At 73.6% G+C, this 15,006-nt stretch carries 14 protein-coding genes; 6 read left to right on the forward strand and 8 right to left on the reverse strand.

The window, feature by feature from the left end:
- From HPT28_RS21080 to HPT28_RS21090, 3 genes are all read left to right on the forward strand, one after another.
- A partial coding sequence (locus HPT28_RS21080; RefSeq protein WP_219092744.1) for a carbohydrate ABC transporter permease occupies nt 1–947 on the forward strand: 947 nt, incomplete at its 5' end.
- 77 nt (nt 948–1,024) lie between these two features.
- Nucleotides 1,025–1,849, forward strand: a complete 825-nt coding sequence (locus HPT28_RS21085; protein ID WP_257579084.1) for a carbohydrate ABC transporter permease — start codon at nt 1,025–1,027, stop codon at nt 1,847–1,849.
- A gap of 22 nt (nt 1,850–1,871) precedes the next feature.
- Nucleotides 1,872–2,738 (forward strand): hypothetical protein, encoded by an 867-nt coding sequence (locus tag HPT28_RS21090; RefSeq protein ID WP_219092745.1) that lies wholly within the window; start codon nt 1,872–1,874, stop codon nt 2,736–2,738.
- A 44-nt stretch (nt 2,739–2,782) separates the two neighbouring features.
- On the opposite strand, the gene HPT28_RS21095 is transcribed toward HPT28_RS21090, so the two are convergent.
- The 5 genes from HPT28_RS21095 to HPT28_RS21115 are packed head-to-tail and all read right to left on the reverse strand — an operon-like array spanning nt 2,783 to nt 7,342.
- A complete protein-coding gene (locus tag HPT28_RS21095) occupies nt 2,783–4,645 on the reverse strand; it encodes an ABC transporter ATP-binding protein (RefSeq protein WP_219092746.1) in 1,863 nt (620 codons plus the stop codon).
- Entirely contained in the window at nt 4,642–5,079 is a 438-nt protein-coding gene (locus HPT28_RS21100; RefSeq protein WP_219092747.1) for a lasso peptide biosynthesis B2 protein, read from the reverse strand. Before HPT28_RS21100 ends, HPT28_RS21095 begins: the two co-directional genes overlap by 4 nt.
- The gene (locus tag HPT28_RS21105) at nt 5,076–5,330 is read right to left on the reverse strand and encodes a lasso peptide biosynthesis PqqD family chaperone (protein ID WP_219092748.1); all 255 of its coding nucleotides are present in this window, start codon (nt 5,328–5,330) and stop codon (nt 5,076–5,078) included. The genes HPT28_RS21100 and HPT28_RS21105 overlap by 4 nt, the downstream gene beginning before the upstream one ends.
- Nucleotides 5,331–5,338: 8 nt before the next feature.
- Nucleotides 5,339–7,204 carry a lasso peptide isopeptide bond-forming cyclase gene (locus HPT28_RS21110; protein ID WP_219092749.1) on the reverse strand — a complete coding sequence of 622 codons (1,866 nt, stop codon included), beginning with the start codon at nt 7,202–7,204 and terminating at the stop codon, nt 5,339–5,341.
- Nucleotides 7,205–7,231: 27 nt separating this feature from the next.
- A complete protein-coding gene (locus HPT28_RS21115; RefSeq protein ID WP_219092750.1) occupies nt 7,232–7,342 on the reverse strand; it encodes a keywimysin-related RiPP in 111 nt (36 codons plus the stop codon).
- Nucleotides 7,343–8,212: 870 nt separating this feature from the next.
- Here HPT28_RS21115 and HPT28_RS21120 point away from each other — a divergent pair.
- Nucleotides 8,213–8,551 (forward strand): chorismate mutase, encoded by a 339-nt coding sequence (locus tag HPT28_RS21120; protein WP_219092751.1) that lies wholly within the window; start codon nt 8,213–8,215, stop codon nt 8,549–8,551.
- Nucleotides 8,552–8,564: 13 nt separating this feature from the next.
- Here the strand turns inward: HPT28_RS21120 and HPT28_RS21125 are convergent, their stop codons facing one another.
- Nucleotides 8,565–9,776 (reverse strand): macrolide family glycosyltransferase, encoded by a 1,212-nt coding sequence (locus HPT28_RS21125; protein WP_219092752.1) that lies wholly within the window; start codon nt 9,774–9,776, stop codon nt 8,565–8,567.
- A gap of 171 nt (nt 9,777–9,947) precedes the next feature.
- On the opposite strand from HPT28_RS21125, the gene pepN reads away from it, so the two are divergent.
- The gene (gene pepN / locus HPT28_RS21130) at nt 9,948–12,467 is read left to right on the forward strand and encodes an aminopeptidase N (RefSeq protein ID WP_219092753.1); all 2,520 of its coding nucleotides are present in this window, start codon (nt 9,948–9,950) and stop codon (nt 12,465–12,467) included.
- Nucleotides 12,468–12,606: 139 nt separating this feature from the next.
- Nucleotides 12,607–13,530, forward strand: coding sequence for an aminoglycoside phosphotransferase family protein (locus HPT28_RS21135; RefSeq protein WP_219092754.1), 924 nt, complete (start codon nt 12,607–12,609; stop codon nt 13,528–13,530).
- A 154-nt stretch (nt 13,531–13,684) separates the two neighbouring features.
- Here HPT28_RS21135 and HPT28_RS21140 read toward each other — a convergent pair whose 3' ends face one another.
- Nucleotides 13,685–14,341 carry a class I SAM-dependent methyltransferase gene (locus HPT28_RS21140; protein WP_219092755.1) on the reverse strand — a complete coding sequence of 219 codons (657 nt, stop codon included), beginning with the start codon at nt 14,339–14,341 and terminating at the stop codon, nt 13,685–13,687.
- A 60-nt stretch (nt 14,342–14,401) separates the two neighbouring features.
- Nucleotides 14,402–14,983, reverse strand: coding sequence for a TIGR03086 family metal-binding protein (locus HPT28_RS21145; RefSeq protein ID WP_219092756.1), 582 nt, complete (start codon nt 14,981–14,983; stop codon nt 14,402–14,404).
- Nucleotides 14,984–15,006 lie beyond the last annotated feature (23 nt).

Here is a 15,006-nt window from a genome sequence, read left to right on the forward strand (position 1 = left end):
CCGCCCGCGCCGCCGCCCGCAGCGCCCGGGCCGCCCGCCGCCGCGCCCGCGCCCGGCCCTGGATCCTGCTCGCCCCCGCGCTCCTGGCCGTCGGAGCCCTCCTGTTGTGGCCCCTCGGGCGCGTCGTGTGGATGTCCTTCCAGGACTACGGCCTCCGGGAGATCGTCTCCGGCCGCACGAACTTCAACGGCGCCGACAACTACACCGAGATCCTCGGCACCTCCTACCTGTGGACCACGGTCCTGCCCAACACCGTCGTCTTCGCCGCCGTCTGCGTCACCCTCACCGTCGCCCTCGGCACCCTCGTCGCCCTGCTCCTCCAGCGCCTCGGCCCCCTGTGGCGCAACATCACCGCCAGCACGATCATGATGGCCTGGGCCATGCCCGCCGTCACCGGCACCTACGTCTGGATCTGGCTCTTCGACCCCCTCGACGGCGCCGTCGCCGGGCTCCTCGGCGGCCTCGGCCTCATCGACCCGGCCGAGACCAACTGGTTCACCGGGCGCCTCACCTTCTACGCCATCGCCACCCTCAACGTCGTCCACCACGGCTTCCCCTTCGTCGCCGTCACCGTCTTCGCCGGGCTCCTCACCATCCCGCGCGAACTCACCGAGGCCGGCATCGTCGACGGGGCCAGCGCCTGGCAGCGGTTCTGGACGATCACCGTGCCCTCCATCAAGCCCGTCTTCCTCGTCGTCGTCATCCTCTCCACCATCTGGGACTTCAAGGTCTTCGTGCAGCTCTACCTGATGCCCGGCGGCAACGGCGCCAACCCCGACGTCCTCAACCTCGGCGTGTGGTCCTACGTCGAGTCCTTCGCCCAGCGCCAGTACGGCATGGGCGCCGCCATCGCCGTCCTCCTCACCCTCCTGCTCCTCGGCATCACCGTCGGCTACGTACGGGCCCTGTTCGCGGACAACGACCCCGAGGGAGGCCGCAACCTGTGAGCCCCGGCCCCGCCGCGCACCCCCTGCGCCCCGCCCCCGCCGCCCGCCCCCCACGCCCGGCCTCCACGGCACGCCCCCTGCGCCCCGGCCGTGCCGCCCGCTACGGCACCGCGCTCGCCACCGCCGCCCTGCTCGCCTTCACCGTCCTGCCCGTGTACTGGATGGTGACCTCGGCGCTCGACCCGCGCGCCGACACCCGGGGCGCCGCCCTCCTGCCCTCCGGTCTCACCTGGGACCACTTCCGCTTCGTCCTCGACGCCGGAGGCTTCGGCCGCTTCCTCCTCAACTCCGCCCTCGTCGGCCTCGGCACGATCCTCCTCGCCGGGCTCCTCGCCCTCCTCGCCGCCGTCGCCGTCGCCCGCCACACCTTCCGGCTGCGCACCACCGTCCTCGTCATGGTGCTCGTCGTCCAGATGGTCCCGCTGGAGGCCCTCGTCATCCCCCTGTTCGTGCAGATGCGCAACCTGCGCATGCTCGACAGCCTCATCGGCCTGACCGTCGTCTACCTCGCCTTCTCCCTCCCCTTCGCCATCTGGATGCTGCGCGGCTTCGTCGCCGCCGTGCCCAGGGAGGTGGAGGAGGCCGCCTACCTCGACGGCTGCTCCTGGCCCCGCATGTTCCGCTCCGTGCTGCTGCCCCTCGTCGCCCCCGGCCTCGTCGCCACCAGCGTGTTCTCGTTCATCGTCGCCTGGAACGAGTTCGTCTTCGCGTTCACCTTCCTCCAGGACGAGTCCACGTTCACCGCCGCCGTCGGGCTCCACCGCTTCTTCGGCCAGCACGGCAACGACTGGGGCCCCGTCATGGCCGGCTCCACCCTCATCACCCTGCCGGTGCTCGTCTTCTTCGTGCTCGCCCAGCGCCGCCTGGCCACCGGTCTCACCACGGGTGCGGTCAAGGGCTGAACGTCCGACTACAGTTGACGGCGTGACGACCGCGGACCGAGTCGAACGCGGCTTCCCCCACCTCGACACGGTGCGGGAGGCCCTCACCGCGCTCCACCGACGCCTGTCCGCCGACGGCATCACCCAGTTCGACACCAGCATCCTCCCCGTCGACGTCGCCATCGACGACGACGAGGAGCTCTACTCCGCCGTCCAGCGCACCGCCGCCGCCCTCGTCCGGCACCTGCACCTCCCCGAAGCCCGTATGATCGTCGGCTTCCGCGACATGGAGCACGCCGCCACCGTCGAGCTGGCCGCCGGCTCCGAGTACTTCATCGAGCTCAACGCCCGCTTCAAACAGCATCGCCGCGACATCGGCGCCGCCCTGGCCCACGAGATCATGCACGTCGCCCTCCACCGGCTCGACCTCGCCTTCACCGGCACCCCCGCCAACGAGATCCTCACCGACACCGCGACGACCTACCTCGGCGCCGGCTGGCTCCTCCTCGACGCCTTCCGCCAGGACGCCCTCACCTCCCAGAAGCTCGGCTACCTCACCCCCGAGGAGTTCGGCTACGTCCTCGCCAAGCGCGCCGACGCCTTCGCCGAGGACCCGGCCGTCTGGTTCACCAGCCCCCAGGCCTACGAGGCCTACACGACAGGCCGCAAGGAAGCCGCGGCCGACACCCGCCGCCCGCCGCTCGCCGCCGCCGGCTGGGCAGCCCGCCGCCGCTACACCCACGACCGCCGCCGCGGCACCGCCTCCCCCTCCGCCCCCTACACCCTCACCCCCGGCAAGGTGGCCTTCCCCTGTCCCACCTGCTTCCAGCGCCTCCGCCTTCCCACCGCCCGCGGCCCCCTCCAGGCCCGCTGCACCCTCTGCGGCTCCCTCCTCGCCTGCGACACCTGAGCCGCCGGGCCGTGCGGGCGGCGCCCGCCGCGCGGCGTCACGGGTCACAGCGGCCGGTGCCGGGATGTGCGGGGAGCCGCGGCCGCGGAGGGCCGGGCGGTGCCCGGCCGGAGCATCTGTCCCGCCGCCAGGTCCCGGTAGAGGGGGCTGCTGGCCAGGAGTTCCTCGTGACGACCGGAGGCGTCCGTGCGGCCGTTCCGCAGGACGACGATACGGTCGGCGTGCTGGACCGTGGAGAGCCGGTGCGCGACCACCAGCACGGCGCACTCCCGGGCGACGTCCTTCATGACGGTGGTGAGGGCGCTCTCGTTGATGGCGTCGAGGTGCGAGGTGGGTTCGTCCAGGAGAAGCAGGGACGGCCGGCCGAGGAGGGCGCGGGCCAGGGCGACGCGTTGGCGTTCCCCTCCTGACAGCGTGCCACCCCGCTCGCCGACGACGCCGGACAGCCCGCCGGGGAGGCGCCGCACGACCGCCTCGAGCCGGGTGAGTCCGACGACGTGCCGGATCTCGGCGTCGGTGGCGTCGGGCACGGCGTACGTGATGTTGTCCCGCAGCGTGCCGTGGACGACGTGGGCGTTCTGGTCCACGACGGCGATCCGCTCGCGGCACGCGGCCCGGCTCAGTTCGGTGGCGGGCTGCCCGTCGAACAGCAGGACTCCGGCGTCCGGCTCGTAGAACCTGGCGACCAGGGCGAAGATCGTGCTCTTTCCGGCCCCGGACCGTCCCACCAGGGCGACCTGCCGCCGGTGCGGGACGCTGAACGACACCTCGCGCAGGACGGGTTGCCGCGGGTCGTAGCCGAAGCGGACGTCGCGCAGGGCGAGGGCCGGGTGCTCGCCGGGGACGGGGGGACGCGCGGGTCCGCGTGCCCGGGCGCGCACCGCGGGGGACGCCGCCCTGGGTTCGGCGGGCAGCGTGAGGGCCTGCTCGATGCGCTGGTAGGCGCCCATGCCGCGCTGGATGAGCCCGACGGCCCGGAAGACCGAGGAGAGCGGCAGCACGAGGTAGGAGGCGTAGAGGAGGAAGGCGACCAGGTCGCCGAGGGACCTGGCGTCGCCGGTGACGCGCAGTCCACCGATGACCAGGACGATGAGGAACGAGCCCTGGACCGCCAGCTCGACGGCCGGGCTCATCATGGCGGCGAGCTTCGCCGTCCGTACGCCCGAGGTGTAGGCGGCCTCGACCCGCTGCCCGATGCGGGCCGCCTCACGGCTCTCGGCGCGGTGCACCCGGACCATCGGCAGGGCGCCGAGGGCGCGTTCCAGGTCGGCGGCGATCGCTCCGACGGAGCTCTGCATGCGCTCGGACGCGGCCCGGATGCCCTTGAGCAGAGACGTGACGACCGCGGCGGCGATCCCCACGGTGAGGGTGACGAGCAGGAGCAGCAGCGGGTCGATCCACAGCATGAGGACGATCGCCCCGGCCGCGACGAGGGCACCGGTCACCAGGTCGACGAGGGCCTGGGACACCACCTCCCTGAGCAGGGTGGTGTCGGTGGTGACCCGGGCGATCAGATCCCCGCTGCGGTGCCGGCCGTATTCCTTCATCTCCAGCCGCAGCAGCCGCGCCACCAGGCTGTGGCGCAGACCCCGGACGACGCCTTCGCCCATGCGCTCCAGGACGAACCGCCCCACCGCTCCCGTCGAGGCCTCCGTGACGAACAGGACGGCCAGAAGGAACAGCAGCGGCCAGAAGGCGCCCCCGTGCCCGCCGAGGTCCACGATGTGCTTGGCGACGAGCGGCTGGGCCAGCCCGAGGGCGGAGCCCACGAGGGTGAACGCGGCCGCGGTGGCGATCGCGGCCCGGTGGCCGACGGTGAGCCGGTACATCGTCAGGACCGCGGTCCGCGTGGACCGGTCACCGCCGGACGGCGTCTGCCCGCACTCCGCGGCCGTGGCACCGGTCATCGGCTCGTCGGCCCGCCCACCGGCGGCACGGACATCAGCCGGGTGAAGTAGTCGTCGGGTACGCCTTCGTCCACGGGCCGGCCGTCGGCCTCGATCCAGGCGTGCGCGGTGAACGGCGGCACGACGCGCACGCCTGTGCACCAGGTGGGCCACGTGCCCGTCAGCCGGCACAGCAGGGCCGCTCCCAACGAGCGGGGCAGGCAGCCCTTCGGCCCGGCGCAGCGCAGGCTGACCGCGCACAGGGCGTCCCGCGCGCCCTTCGCCCGGGCGGCGGTCGCGGGCACCGCCCCCCGGCGTACGAACCCGAGCACGGCGCGGATCCGGCGGGGTGGCAGCAGCGACAGCACGAGGGCGGGGAGCAACACGCAGCGGGCCGCCAGCCGTCGGCCGAAGGGGACGTCGTGGGGCCGTACCAGGGCGCTCGGTGTCGTCATTCGGCCAGCCCCGCTTCCCGCAGCTGCCGGACCAGGGTCTCGACGTCCTGTCTGGCCTGGGCAGCGCCGATGTCGAACTCACTCTCCAGCGTGGCGATGGCCGCGGCTTCGTCACCGCCTCCCAGCAGGGTCTTCACCACGAGCGTGCCGGTGGGGTTGAGCTCCCAGTAGTCGCCGCTGCGTTCGTCCAGGAGGACCGTGCCGTAGTCGGTCTCCGCGGTGGAGACGCCGGAGGCGAACCGCAGTGTCATGGGTGTGGCTACCTTTCTGCCGTGGCGGGAGGTGCCCAGGGGGTACGGGAGCGGGACAGGCCGCGCAGCCACACTTCGGCGGCGATGGTCGAGTAGAGGGCGGCGTCCTGCAGGCCGGGCGCGGAGGGCCGCTGGGCCAGGCGGCGCAGGGCCGCCCCGTCGACCAGGCCGAGCTGCTCCAGCCTGGAGCCCTCCCACAGTGCCGTCAGGTCGGCGCGGTGCCGGCGCAGGCCCTCCGCCGCGTCCATCGAGGCCGCGGCCTTGTTGGTACGCCGCAGGCACGCCTCCGGGACGAGCCCGCGCATGGCGGCCGTGAGAACGGGCTTGTACGCCCAGGGCGACACCCGCTCGCTCGGACGGATCGCCAGGCACGCCTCGATGACGCGGTCGTCGAGGAACGGGGAGGCCATCGGCAGCCCCGCACGGGCGGCCATCCGGTCCCACTGCCGGATGATGCGGGCGCAGGAGCGGATCGCCTCCAGATCGGCGTGCAGACCGCGGTCTCGGTGCAGCGGGGCGGTCGTCGCCGCCGCTTCGCGCAGCACGCGCTGCGCCATGCGCCCGGCTTCGGGGGTGACCCAGTCGAAGAGGCGCGGGGGCATGCCCCAGCCGAGGCTGGTGGTGACGGTGGCGGGGCGCGGGGCGCGCAGCCGACCGCCGGCGTCGGCGAGCCACCTTCCGTACGGGCGGGCGTCGGCCAGGGCCCGGAGCGTGCCGCCGAGCGGCCACTGCCACAGGGCCCGGAAGCCCCGCAAGCGCTGGGCGGCGAACAGCGGCCGGGTGCGCGCCAGCCGGTGGTAGTACGCCTCCGAGCACCAGGCGACATGGTCGCCGCCGATGCCGGTCAGGTGGACCCGGCTGCCGCGTTCGGCCATGGCGGGAAGGTGGCACAGGACCCGCGAGCGGTCCATGACACCGATGGTGGGTTCGTCCAGCAGGTCGTCGATGGAGAGCAGGGAGTCGTAGACCAGCGGCGAGTCATCGGCGTCCCACACCACGTGCTCGACGTCCGGCAGGTGCTTCACCGCCTCCCTGGCCCAGTGCAGGTCCGTGTCGGCCGGGTCGCGCCCGGGCCAGGTACTGGCCACCACGTGGGCGGGCGACCGGTCGGCGAGGACGCAGACCGAGGTGGAGTCCAGTCCCCCCGACAGGTCGCAGCTCACCACACCGCCCCGCCGGGTGCGGGCGCCGACCGCCTCGACGAGGGCCTCGCGCACCGCCGGCGCCCCGTCGGCCAGGGTGCGGACCGGTTCCGGCGGCGTCCACCAACGGGAGTGACGTGCGCTGCGCCCGTCCGCTGCGATGATCAGCGCGTCCTCCGGCGCGACGGCGGTGACCCCCTGCCACAGGGACGCTTCGAACAGCGGGTAGGGCACCGGCCACAGCAGGCGTACCGCCAGCCGCTCCTCGTCGGGCCGCTCGCCGAGGGCGTCGGCGAGGGTGTCGGCGCGGGTGGAGGCCACCTGGACGCCGTCCACCACGGCGTGGAAGACCAGCCGCAGCCCGGAGGCGGTGCCCTGGACCCGCAGCCGCCCGTCGAGCGCGGCGACCAGGTGGAAGCTGCCGGACCACCGCCGTGCCAGGGCTCCCACGTCGCCGACGTCCCGCAGCTTCGCGGCCTGGCGCCGCAGCTCTTCCTCGTCGACCGGGCAGCAGCCGATGACCGCGATGGACGCGGGTCCGACACGGGCGCTGACGATCTCGTCGTCGTGCCATCGGCCGACCAGCCACGGCCGGCCCGACGGGTGCGGGAGGGTGCGGGTTCCGGGTCGGGCGAAGGAGCGGGCCACGGCGGCCGCGTCCTCCCGGTCGGTGAAGACCGTGAAGTGCGCGTCGCCGGGGCCCGTCCCCGCACTTTCGTGCAGTTCAGTCATGGCGTCGGGTCGGAATCCCTCGGCCCCTCAGTTCTTGCTCAGGAGGAGCCGGTCGTTGCCCGAGCTCTGGAGGAGCCCGGTCTTCCTGCGGAACGTCCCGAGCCGGACGAGCGTCGGCGCTTCGTAGGCCTTCTTCATGACTCTCCTCGGATTGCGGTTGAGCGAACGCTTCCCTGGTCGGCAGCGCAGGGGTCCTGGTCGCTGCCGGCCTGCACCGGGTTCGTCGGGAACACCGGCACGGGAAGCGGCGCACTCCAGGGATATCTGCACAGGGGGGTGGTGGGACAAGACCGCACAAGAAAGTCAGAAAATCATAAGAATTGAATTCCAGTCAGATCGTCGTACTGCTACTCACGCGTTTCGTTCACGGCTCCGGCGCGGCGCGGGGAGCTGAACACATATGTGAAAAAACGTGAGGACGTGCACGGTCAGACCTGTTCGGTGAACTCTTCCGCGACGCTGTCACGCCCCTGCGCGCCGAGGCGCCGCCGGGGCGCATTCCGCTCTCACTCCGCGCTTCCCTCGTTCGGCTTCTCCCGGCGGACCACCGGATCTCCCGCCTTCCGGCCGGGTCTGCCCGGCCCCGGGCGCGCCTCCGGGCGCGGGTCCGCCGCGATGTGCGGCGAGAGGGCACGGAGGAAGCCCACGGCGGCGAAGAGCCGCGGCGACCACCCCGAACGCCCCGGCCGCTCGCCGTGGGGGCCGTTCCCGGTTACCGCGGCTCACGACGACGCCGACGAGGAAGGTCTGTGCGGACCGCCCGCGTTCGTCGGCCCGGCCGGGCCGGGGTCCGCGGATCGGGTAGGCCGGCGGCCCCGCGCTCGACCGGACGGTCGGCGTGCCGCTGGACGCTGCCGCCGCGCCTGCTGCTCGCGGGCGCCCCCTGCCCGTCCCGACGCGGCCGGGCAGGCGCGTGCGCACCCGGTGAGCCCGCCTCCCGCGTCCGGGGGCGTTCACGGAGCGGAACGGGTGTCTTTGGGCCCGCTTCGGGCGTCTAGGGTCGGGGGCATGAGCGACAGCACAATCGACCCGGCCGTGCGGGCGGAGCTGGACCAGCTGCGGTCGAGTATCGACAACATCGACGCGGCCGTGGTGCACATGCTCGCCGAGCGTTTCAAGTGCACCCAGCAGGTGGGGCGGCTCAAGGCGACGCACAGGCTGCCCCCGGCCGACCCGGCGCGCGAGGCGCGCCAGATCGCCCGACTGCGGGAGCTCGCCGAGAGCGCGAAGCTCGACCCGGCGTTCGCGGAGAAGTTGCTCAACTTCATCATCGCCGAGGTGATCCGGCACCACGAGACGCTGGCCAACGGCTCGGACGACCCCGAGCCGGGGCCGTCCGAGCGCTGAAAGGCGCAAGAGCTCAGCGGGTGAGCTCGGCCTCCACCACGTCGGCCGCCTGCCGGGTGCCGCCCGCACGGGCGGTCTCGGCCTGGAGCGCGGCGAGGCGGTCGCGCACGGCGGGGTCGGTGGTCAGGTCGGTCGCGGCCTGGCGCAGGGCTTCCGGCGTCACGGTGTCGGTGTCGACGCGCCGAGCCACGCCGAGGCCGACGAGGGCGTCGGCGTTGGCGAACTGGTCGACCGCCTGCGGGGCGGCGATCATGGGGACGCCGCAGGCCAGGCCCTCCTGGCTGCCGCCCATGCCCGCGTGGGTGACGAAGAGGTCGGCCTGCTGGAGGATGCGGAGCTGCGGCACCCAGCGGTGCACCTCCACGTTCCCGGGAAGCGGGCCGTCAGCGGTCAGCTCGGCCTCGTCGACGTGCTTGCCGATCTGGAGCACGACGTGCCACCCGGCCAGATCGCCGAAGGCGGCGAGGCACGTGCGGTAGAAGGCGGGCTGGTTGGTGAAGGTGGAGCCCAGGGAGACGAGTGCGACGCGCTGGGCCTCGACCGGGCGCTTCCACTCGCCCTGGTGGCCGCGCTCGCCCTGGCACGTGCCGGTGAACGTGTAGACGTCCTCGTCGACGCGGTCGGCGTGGGGCTGGAGCGCGCGGGGGATGAGGACGACGGAGCGGCGGGGGCGCCCGATGAAGTCGTCCGGGTCGGTGCCGTTCAGGCCGTGTTCACCGAGCCAGCCGCGGAAGCGCTCGTAGTAGGCGACCCCGCGGGGTGAGGACCGGAGCGCGGCGCGCATCTGCTGGACGGCCTCGTCCTGCTCGTAGCCTTCCCAGGCCACCGCCGTCGGGGAGAGCTGCACGGCCGGGACGCCCCAGCGGTGGGCGAGGACGGGCGCCGGGTAGGCGCCGATGTCGTAGAGGACGAGGTCGGGCTCGTCGCCCGCGTACGCGTCCGCGATCTGGGGCAGGGCCTGGATCGCGTCGTCGAGGAACAGGTCGAGGTGGTCGATCATCTCGGAACCCCAGGCCGCCGGATCGTCCTCGGTGGGGAGCGTGGAGACGTACGGCCGGACCTCCGCGCCGACGGAGCGGACGACCTCGGCGTACTCCTCGGGTACGGCGTAGGTGACGCGGTGGCCTCGTGCGACCAGTTCCCGCATCACCTCCAGGCTGGGGTGGACGTGGCCCGGGGCCGGGATGTTGACCATGGCGATGTGTGCGGGACGGGAAGCAGTCATGGGGCATATACTAGACGAGACGTTCCGTCTCGTGCAATCCCGTTTTCGCCACGCGAAGAACCGGACAAGCAGGTGTGAACACGGCGATGCGCCCGGCGGGCCCGGTCACCGGCCCCCTGGGGCGGCCGAATCCGGTGGGCCCCGTCAGCGCCGTAAGGCACGATGTGGGCTATGTCCGTACTGACGCGCGATGAAGCAGAGGCCAGGGCCGCCCTCCTCGACGTCCACCGCTACACGATCGACCTCGACGTCACCCGGGGGGAGGAGATCTTCGGCGCCACCACGGTCGTCCGGTTCACCGCCCGCGCGAGCGGCGACACGTTCGTGGAGGTCCGCCCGCGCACGCTGCACAGCGCCGAGCTGGACGGAAAGCCGCTGCCGGAGTCGGCGTACGCGGAGGGCCGGATCGCCCTGACGGGTCTCGGCGCCGGCGAGCACGAACTGCGCGTCGTCGCGGACATGCCCTACTCGCACACCGGCGAGGGGATGCACCGCTTCACCGACCCGGCCGACGGGCGCAGCTACCTCTACACCCAGTGCTGCCAGTCGGACGCGCCGCTGGTCTTCGCCTGCTTCGACCAGCCGGACCTCAAGGCCGAGTTCGACGTCTCCGTCACCGCCCCCGAGAACTGGACGGTGCTGGGCAACGGCCTCGCCACGCGGGACGTCGAGCGGCCGGGCCGCTGGACGTGCACCACGACGCCGCCCATCAGCACCTACCTCATGGCCGTCGCCGCCGGGCCCTACCACTCCGTGCGCACCGAGCACGCCGGTCTGCCGTTCGGTCTGCACGTGCGCCAGTCCCTCGCGCCCTATCTGGAGGCCGACGCGGACGAGCTGTTCACCATCACCCGCCGCTGCTTCGACCGCTACCACGAGCTCTTCGACGAGCCCTACCCGTTCGACTCCTACGACCAGGCCTTCGTCCCCGAGTTCAACGCCGGGGCCATGGAGAACCCGGGCCTGGTCACCTTCCGGGACGAGTTCGTCTTCCGCTCCGCCGTCACCGACAACCAGCGCCAGACGCGCGGCATGGTCATCGCCCACGAGATGGCCCACATGTGGTTCGGCGACCTGGTGACCCTGCGCTGGTGGGACGACATCTGGCTCAACGAGTCCTTCGCCGAGTACATGGGCTTCCAGGTCCTCGCCGAGGCCACCCGGTGGACGGACACCTGGACGGACTTCGCCGTCGCCCGCAAGAGCTGGGGCTACGACGCCGACCAGCGGCCCTCCACCCATCCCGTCGCCCCCGACCCGGACGCCGTCCCCGACACCGCCTCCGCCCGGCTGAACTTCGACGGCATCTCCTACGCCAAGGGCGCCTCGGCGCTGCGTCAGCTCGTCACCTGGCTCGGCCCCTCCGAGTTCCTCGCGGGCATCAACGCCCACTTCACCGCCCACCGTTTCGCCAACGCCACGCTGGCCGACTTCCTCGACTCCCTCGCCGGAGCCTCCGCCAAGGACGTCCACGGCTGGGCCCGGCACTGGCTGCGCACGAGCGGCGTCGACACCCTCGTCCCCGAGGTCGACGCCACCGCCCCGGACCACTGGCGGCTCGCCGTGCGGCACGAGGGCACCCGCCCCCACCGGCTCCTCGTCGGCGTCTACGACCGTGCCGAGGACGAGCCCGGCCGCCTCGTCCTGCGCGAGCGCACCCACCTCGACGTCCCGCAGGAACCCGGCACCACCTCCGCCGACCTGCCCGGCCGCAGCCCCGACCTCGTCCTGCTCAACGACGGCGACCTCACCTACGCCAAGATCCGGCTCGACGCCCGCTCCTGGGAGACGGCGCGCGCCGCGCTCTCCGGCCTGCCCGACGCGCTCGCCCGCGCCGTCGTGTGGAACGCCGCCCGCGACATGGTGCGCGACGGCGAACTGCCCCCGGGCGAGTACCTGGAGGCGGCCCGCACCCACCTGCCGCACGAGACGGACAACGCCATCGTGCAGACCGTCCTCACCTTCGCCCGCGCCGAGGTGGCCGACCGTCTGCTGCCAGCCGCCGACCGCCCCAAAGCCCTCGCCACCCTGCACGCCCTGTGCCGGGAGCTGCTGGACCGCACGGCCGACGGCTCCGACCCCGGGCTGCGGCTCACCGCCGTCCGCGTCGCCATCGCCACCGCCGCCGACCCGGCCGAGCCCGCCCGCTGGATGGCCGACGGCACCGTCCCCGGCGGTCCCGAGCTCGACCCCGAGCTGCGCTGGCAGACCCTCCACCGGCTCGCCGTGCTCGGCGCGGTGGGGGAGGACGAGATCCGCGCCGAGGCCGAACGGGACACCAGCGCCACCGGCCGCGAGGGCGCCGCACGCTGCCGCGCCGCGCTGCCCACGGCCGAGGCCAAGGCCGCCGCCTGGGACGCCATGTTCGGCCCGGCCGACTCCCTGTCCAACTACCTGTTCACCGCGACGGCCCAGGGCTTCTGGCACGCCGAGCACGCCGACCTCGTCCGCCCCTACACCGAGCGGTACTTCGACGAGGCCGTCGCGCTCGCCGACCGCCGGGGCGCGTCCATCGCCCACTTCGCGGCGAGCGCGGCCTTCCCCCGTACCCTCGCCGAGCCCGCCGTGCTCGCCCTGGGGGAGCGGTGCCTGGCCGAGGGCAGCCCCTCGGCCGCCCTGCGCCGTCCCCTCGCCGACCAGCTCGACGACCTGGCCCGCGCCCTCCGCGTCCGCCAGGCCGCAGCCGGCTAACCCGCGCCTCCGGCCCGCCCACCCGCGCCGGGGCGGGCGGGCCGGGGCGGGCGGGCCGGGGCCCCAGAACCGGTTCGCCGTATCCCTGGGTTGCCGAAACCCGGTTGCCCCGCGCCGTCCCGGTGGCGACAGTTGCCCCATGCTGCCGCCGGTGGAGACGGACGAACAATGGGACGCCGTCGTCCCCGACGAGACCGTCATGCGGCCCGGAGCCGAGGCGCTCTGCGCCCGCCTCGGGCTGCGCGACCAGCCCCTGACCCGCTTCCCCGACGGCTCCCAGCCGGTCTACGCCGTGGGGGAGGAGCACGTAGTCAAGCTGTTCCCCGGCGCGGCCGCCCAAGACGGCGTGGCAGAAGGGGCCGTCCTGAGCCACCTCCAGGGACGCCTGCCGGTGCCGACCCCTCGGGTGCGCGAGTACGGCGCCTACGAGAACGGCTGGCGGTACGTCCTGATGTCCCGACTGACCGGTGAGAACCTGGCCCGCGTCTGGCCCCGCATACCGCGGACCCACCGGGAACGCCTCGTCACCGAGATCGGCGAGGCCCTCTCCGCCCTCCACGCCCTCGACCCGGAGCCCCTGGCGGACACCCTCGGCCCCGGCGACTGGGGCGCCTTCCTCGACCGACAGCGCGACGGCGCCGTCACGCAGCAGCGCGCGGCCGGCCTCCCGGACCGCTGGCTCGACCAGATCCCCGACTTCCTCGCCGCGACCCCGCTCCCGCGCACCCCGCGGCGCTCCCTGCTGCACACCGAGGCCATGGCCCAGCACTTCCTCGTCGACCCCGACGGCTGGCGGCTCACCGGGTGCTTCGACTTCGAGCCCGCCATGATCGGCGACCCCGCCTACGACTTCGTCGCCGTCGGCCTGTTCGTCACCCGGGGCGACCCGCGCCTGCTGGGCCGCCTCACGCGGAGGTACGGCCGCACCTTCGAACCGGCCGAACTGCTCGCGTACACCCTCCTCCATGTCTACAGCAACCTCCCCTGGTACCTGCGCGAACTCCCGGCCCCCGCCGAACCCACCCTCCCCGCCCTCGCCGAGGCCTGGTTCGGCACGCGGTGACGGCGAGCGCGTCCCGATCGGCACCGTGCTGCGGTGAGACGCGGACAACCACAACCGCTCCGTGCGCACATGGGCTGGGGCTGCCGCCGTCCGGCCTCAGGGGGTGCCCCGCGCCCTGTGCACGCCGTCCACGCCGGGCGGAGCGCGGCCGCGATCACTCTCGATCGGGCGGGGTGTGGCGATGGGGGAGCCGGGCCAGCAGGTGGGCGTCGAGGAAGCCCCGTTCGGAGCCCGGGTCGTGCAGCAGCCGGGCGAACGTGACGAGCCCGGCCCTGGCCAGCAGTTCGGCGAACCGTTCCACCGGCCAGCTGAAGGCGGGCGCCACCTTGTGGTCGAAGCGGACGGGTCCCGGCCCGTCCGTCGCGAAGAACGAGACCAGGAACAGACCTCCCGGCGCCAGGACGCGCACCTGCTCGGCGAGGAGCGCGGGCAGCTCCGCGGGCGGAGTGTGGATCACCGAGTAGTGCGCCAGCACGCCGCCGAGCGCCCCGTCCGCGACCGGCAGGGCCTCCATCCGGGCCTCGCCGAACGACAGCCCCGGACGGGCCCGCCGGGCGTGCACGACCATGGCCGGGGAGAGGTCGAGCCCGAAGGCGTCCAGCCCCAGGTCGTGCAGCAGGGCCGTCAGATGTCCGGGCCCGCACCCGACGTCGGCCGCCCGCCGGTTGCCCGTCTCGCGCACCAGCTCGGCGAAGGTGCCGACCATAGCCCGCGTGAACGGTTGCGTCTCCGGCCGGTCGGCGAACATCGACGCGTACAGCTCGACGATCCCGTCGTAGGCGGCCCTGGTCTCGTCCTGGTGCTCCACCACGGGCGAAAGCTAACATCCGCGCACGGGGCAGCCGTTCCGCCGTCCGCCGCCGGCCGTTCGTTACGGGCGCCAGCCGGGGTCCCGGCCGCTGAGCGCGACCGCCCGGTCCAGGGCGTCCGCACCCGGTGACGGCTCCACCACCGGACCGAAGATGCCCTCCCGGTCTTCCGGCTTGGTGGACTGCTGGAGGAACTCCATGGCCGTGGCCAGCGCGGCCGGGTCGGGAGCGTACGCCTGCCCGGTCGCCACCGCCAGATCCCAGCCGTGGATGACGAGTTCGTCGACGGCGACCAGACCGGCCACCTCCCCGGGCAGGTCGACGCCGCCGGCCCGGGTCATCCCCGTCCAGGCCTCAGGATCGCGCCACACCTCGGCCAGTTCGGCCAGCTCGGCCGGGAGGCGTTCGCGCCAGTCGGTACCCGGGTCGGGCAGCTCCGCCTGGGGCGAGGTGTCGGTGGTGGGGCCGAGCCGCTTGCGCCCGGCGTCCGCGAAGGCCGTCGTCAGGCCGCGGATGTGGCCGAGCAGCGCCCGGACGTCGTAGTCGGGGCAGGGCGTCGGGCCGCCCAGCTGTTCGTCCCGGACCGCGGCGGCCAAGCCCGCCGTCTGCCGGGTGAGGGGGCCGAGGTCAAGCACTGCCTGCATCTGCTCGCTTCTCCTTCGGATGG

It is taken from the genome of Streptomyces sp. JJ38, assembly GCF_019303475.1.
GTDB lineage: Bacteria > Actinomycetota > Actinomycetes > Streptomycetales > Streptomycetaceae > Streptomyces.

Coding starts and splice junctions, on each gene's coding strand:
- HPT28_RS21125 (WP_219092752.1), bottom strand. CDS start 9,776: ATGACTGCTTCCCGTCCCGCACACATCGCCATGGTCAACATCCCGGCC.
- HPT28_RS21105 (WP_219092748.1), bottom strand. CDS start 5,330: ATGACACTGCGGTTCGCCTCCGGCGTCTCCACCGCGGAGACCGACTAC.
- pepN (WP_219092753.1), top strand. CDS start 9,948: ATGTCCGTACTGACGCGCGATGAAGCAGAGGCCAGGGCCGCCCTCCTC.
- HPT28_RS21120 (WP_219092751.1), top strand. CDS start 8,213: ATGAGCGACAGCACAATCGACCCGGCCGTGCGGGCGGAGCTGGACCAG.
- HPT28_RS21095 (WP_219092746.1), bottom strand. CDS start 4,645: ATGACCGGTGCCACGGCCGCGGAGTGCGGGCAGACGCCGTCCGGCGGT.
- HPT28_RS21145 (WP_219092756.1), bottom strand. CDS start 14,983: ATGCAGGCAGTGCTTGACCTCGGCCCCCTCACCCGGCAGACGGCGGGC.
- HPT28_RS21135 (WP_219092754.1), top strand. CDS start 12,607: ATGCTGCCGCCGGTGGAGACGGACGAACAATGGGACGCCGTCGTCCCC.
- HPT28_RS21110 (WP_219092749.1), bottom strand. CDS start 7,204: ATGACTGAACTGCACGAAAGTGCGGGGACGGGCCCCGGCGACGCGCAC.
- HPT28_RS21100 (WP_219092747.1), bottom strand. CDS start 5,079: ATGACGACACCGAGCGCCCTGGTACGGCCCCACGACGTCCCCTTCGGC.
- HPT28_RS21115 (WP_219092750.1), bottom strand. CDS start 7,342: ATGAAGAAGGCCTACGAAGCGCCGACGCTCGTCCGGCTCGGGACGTTC.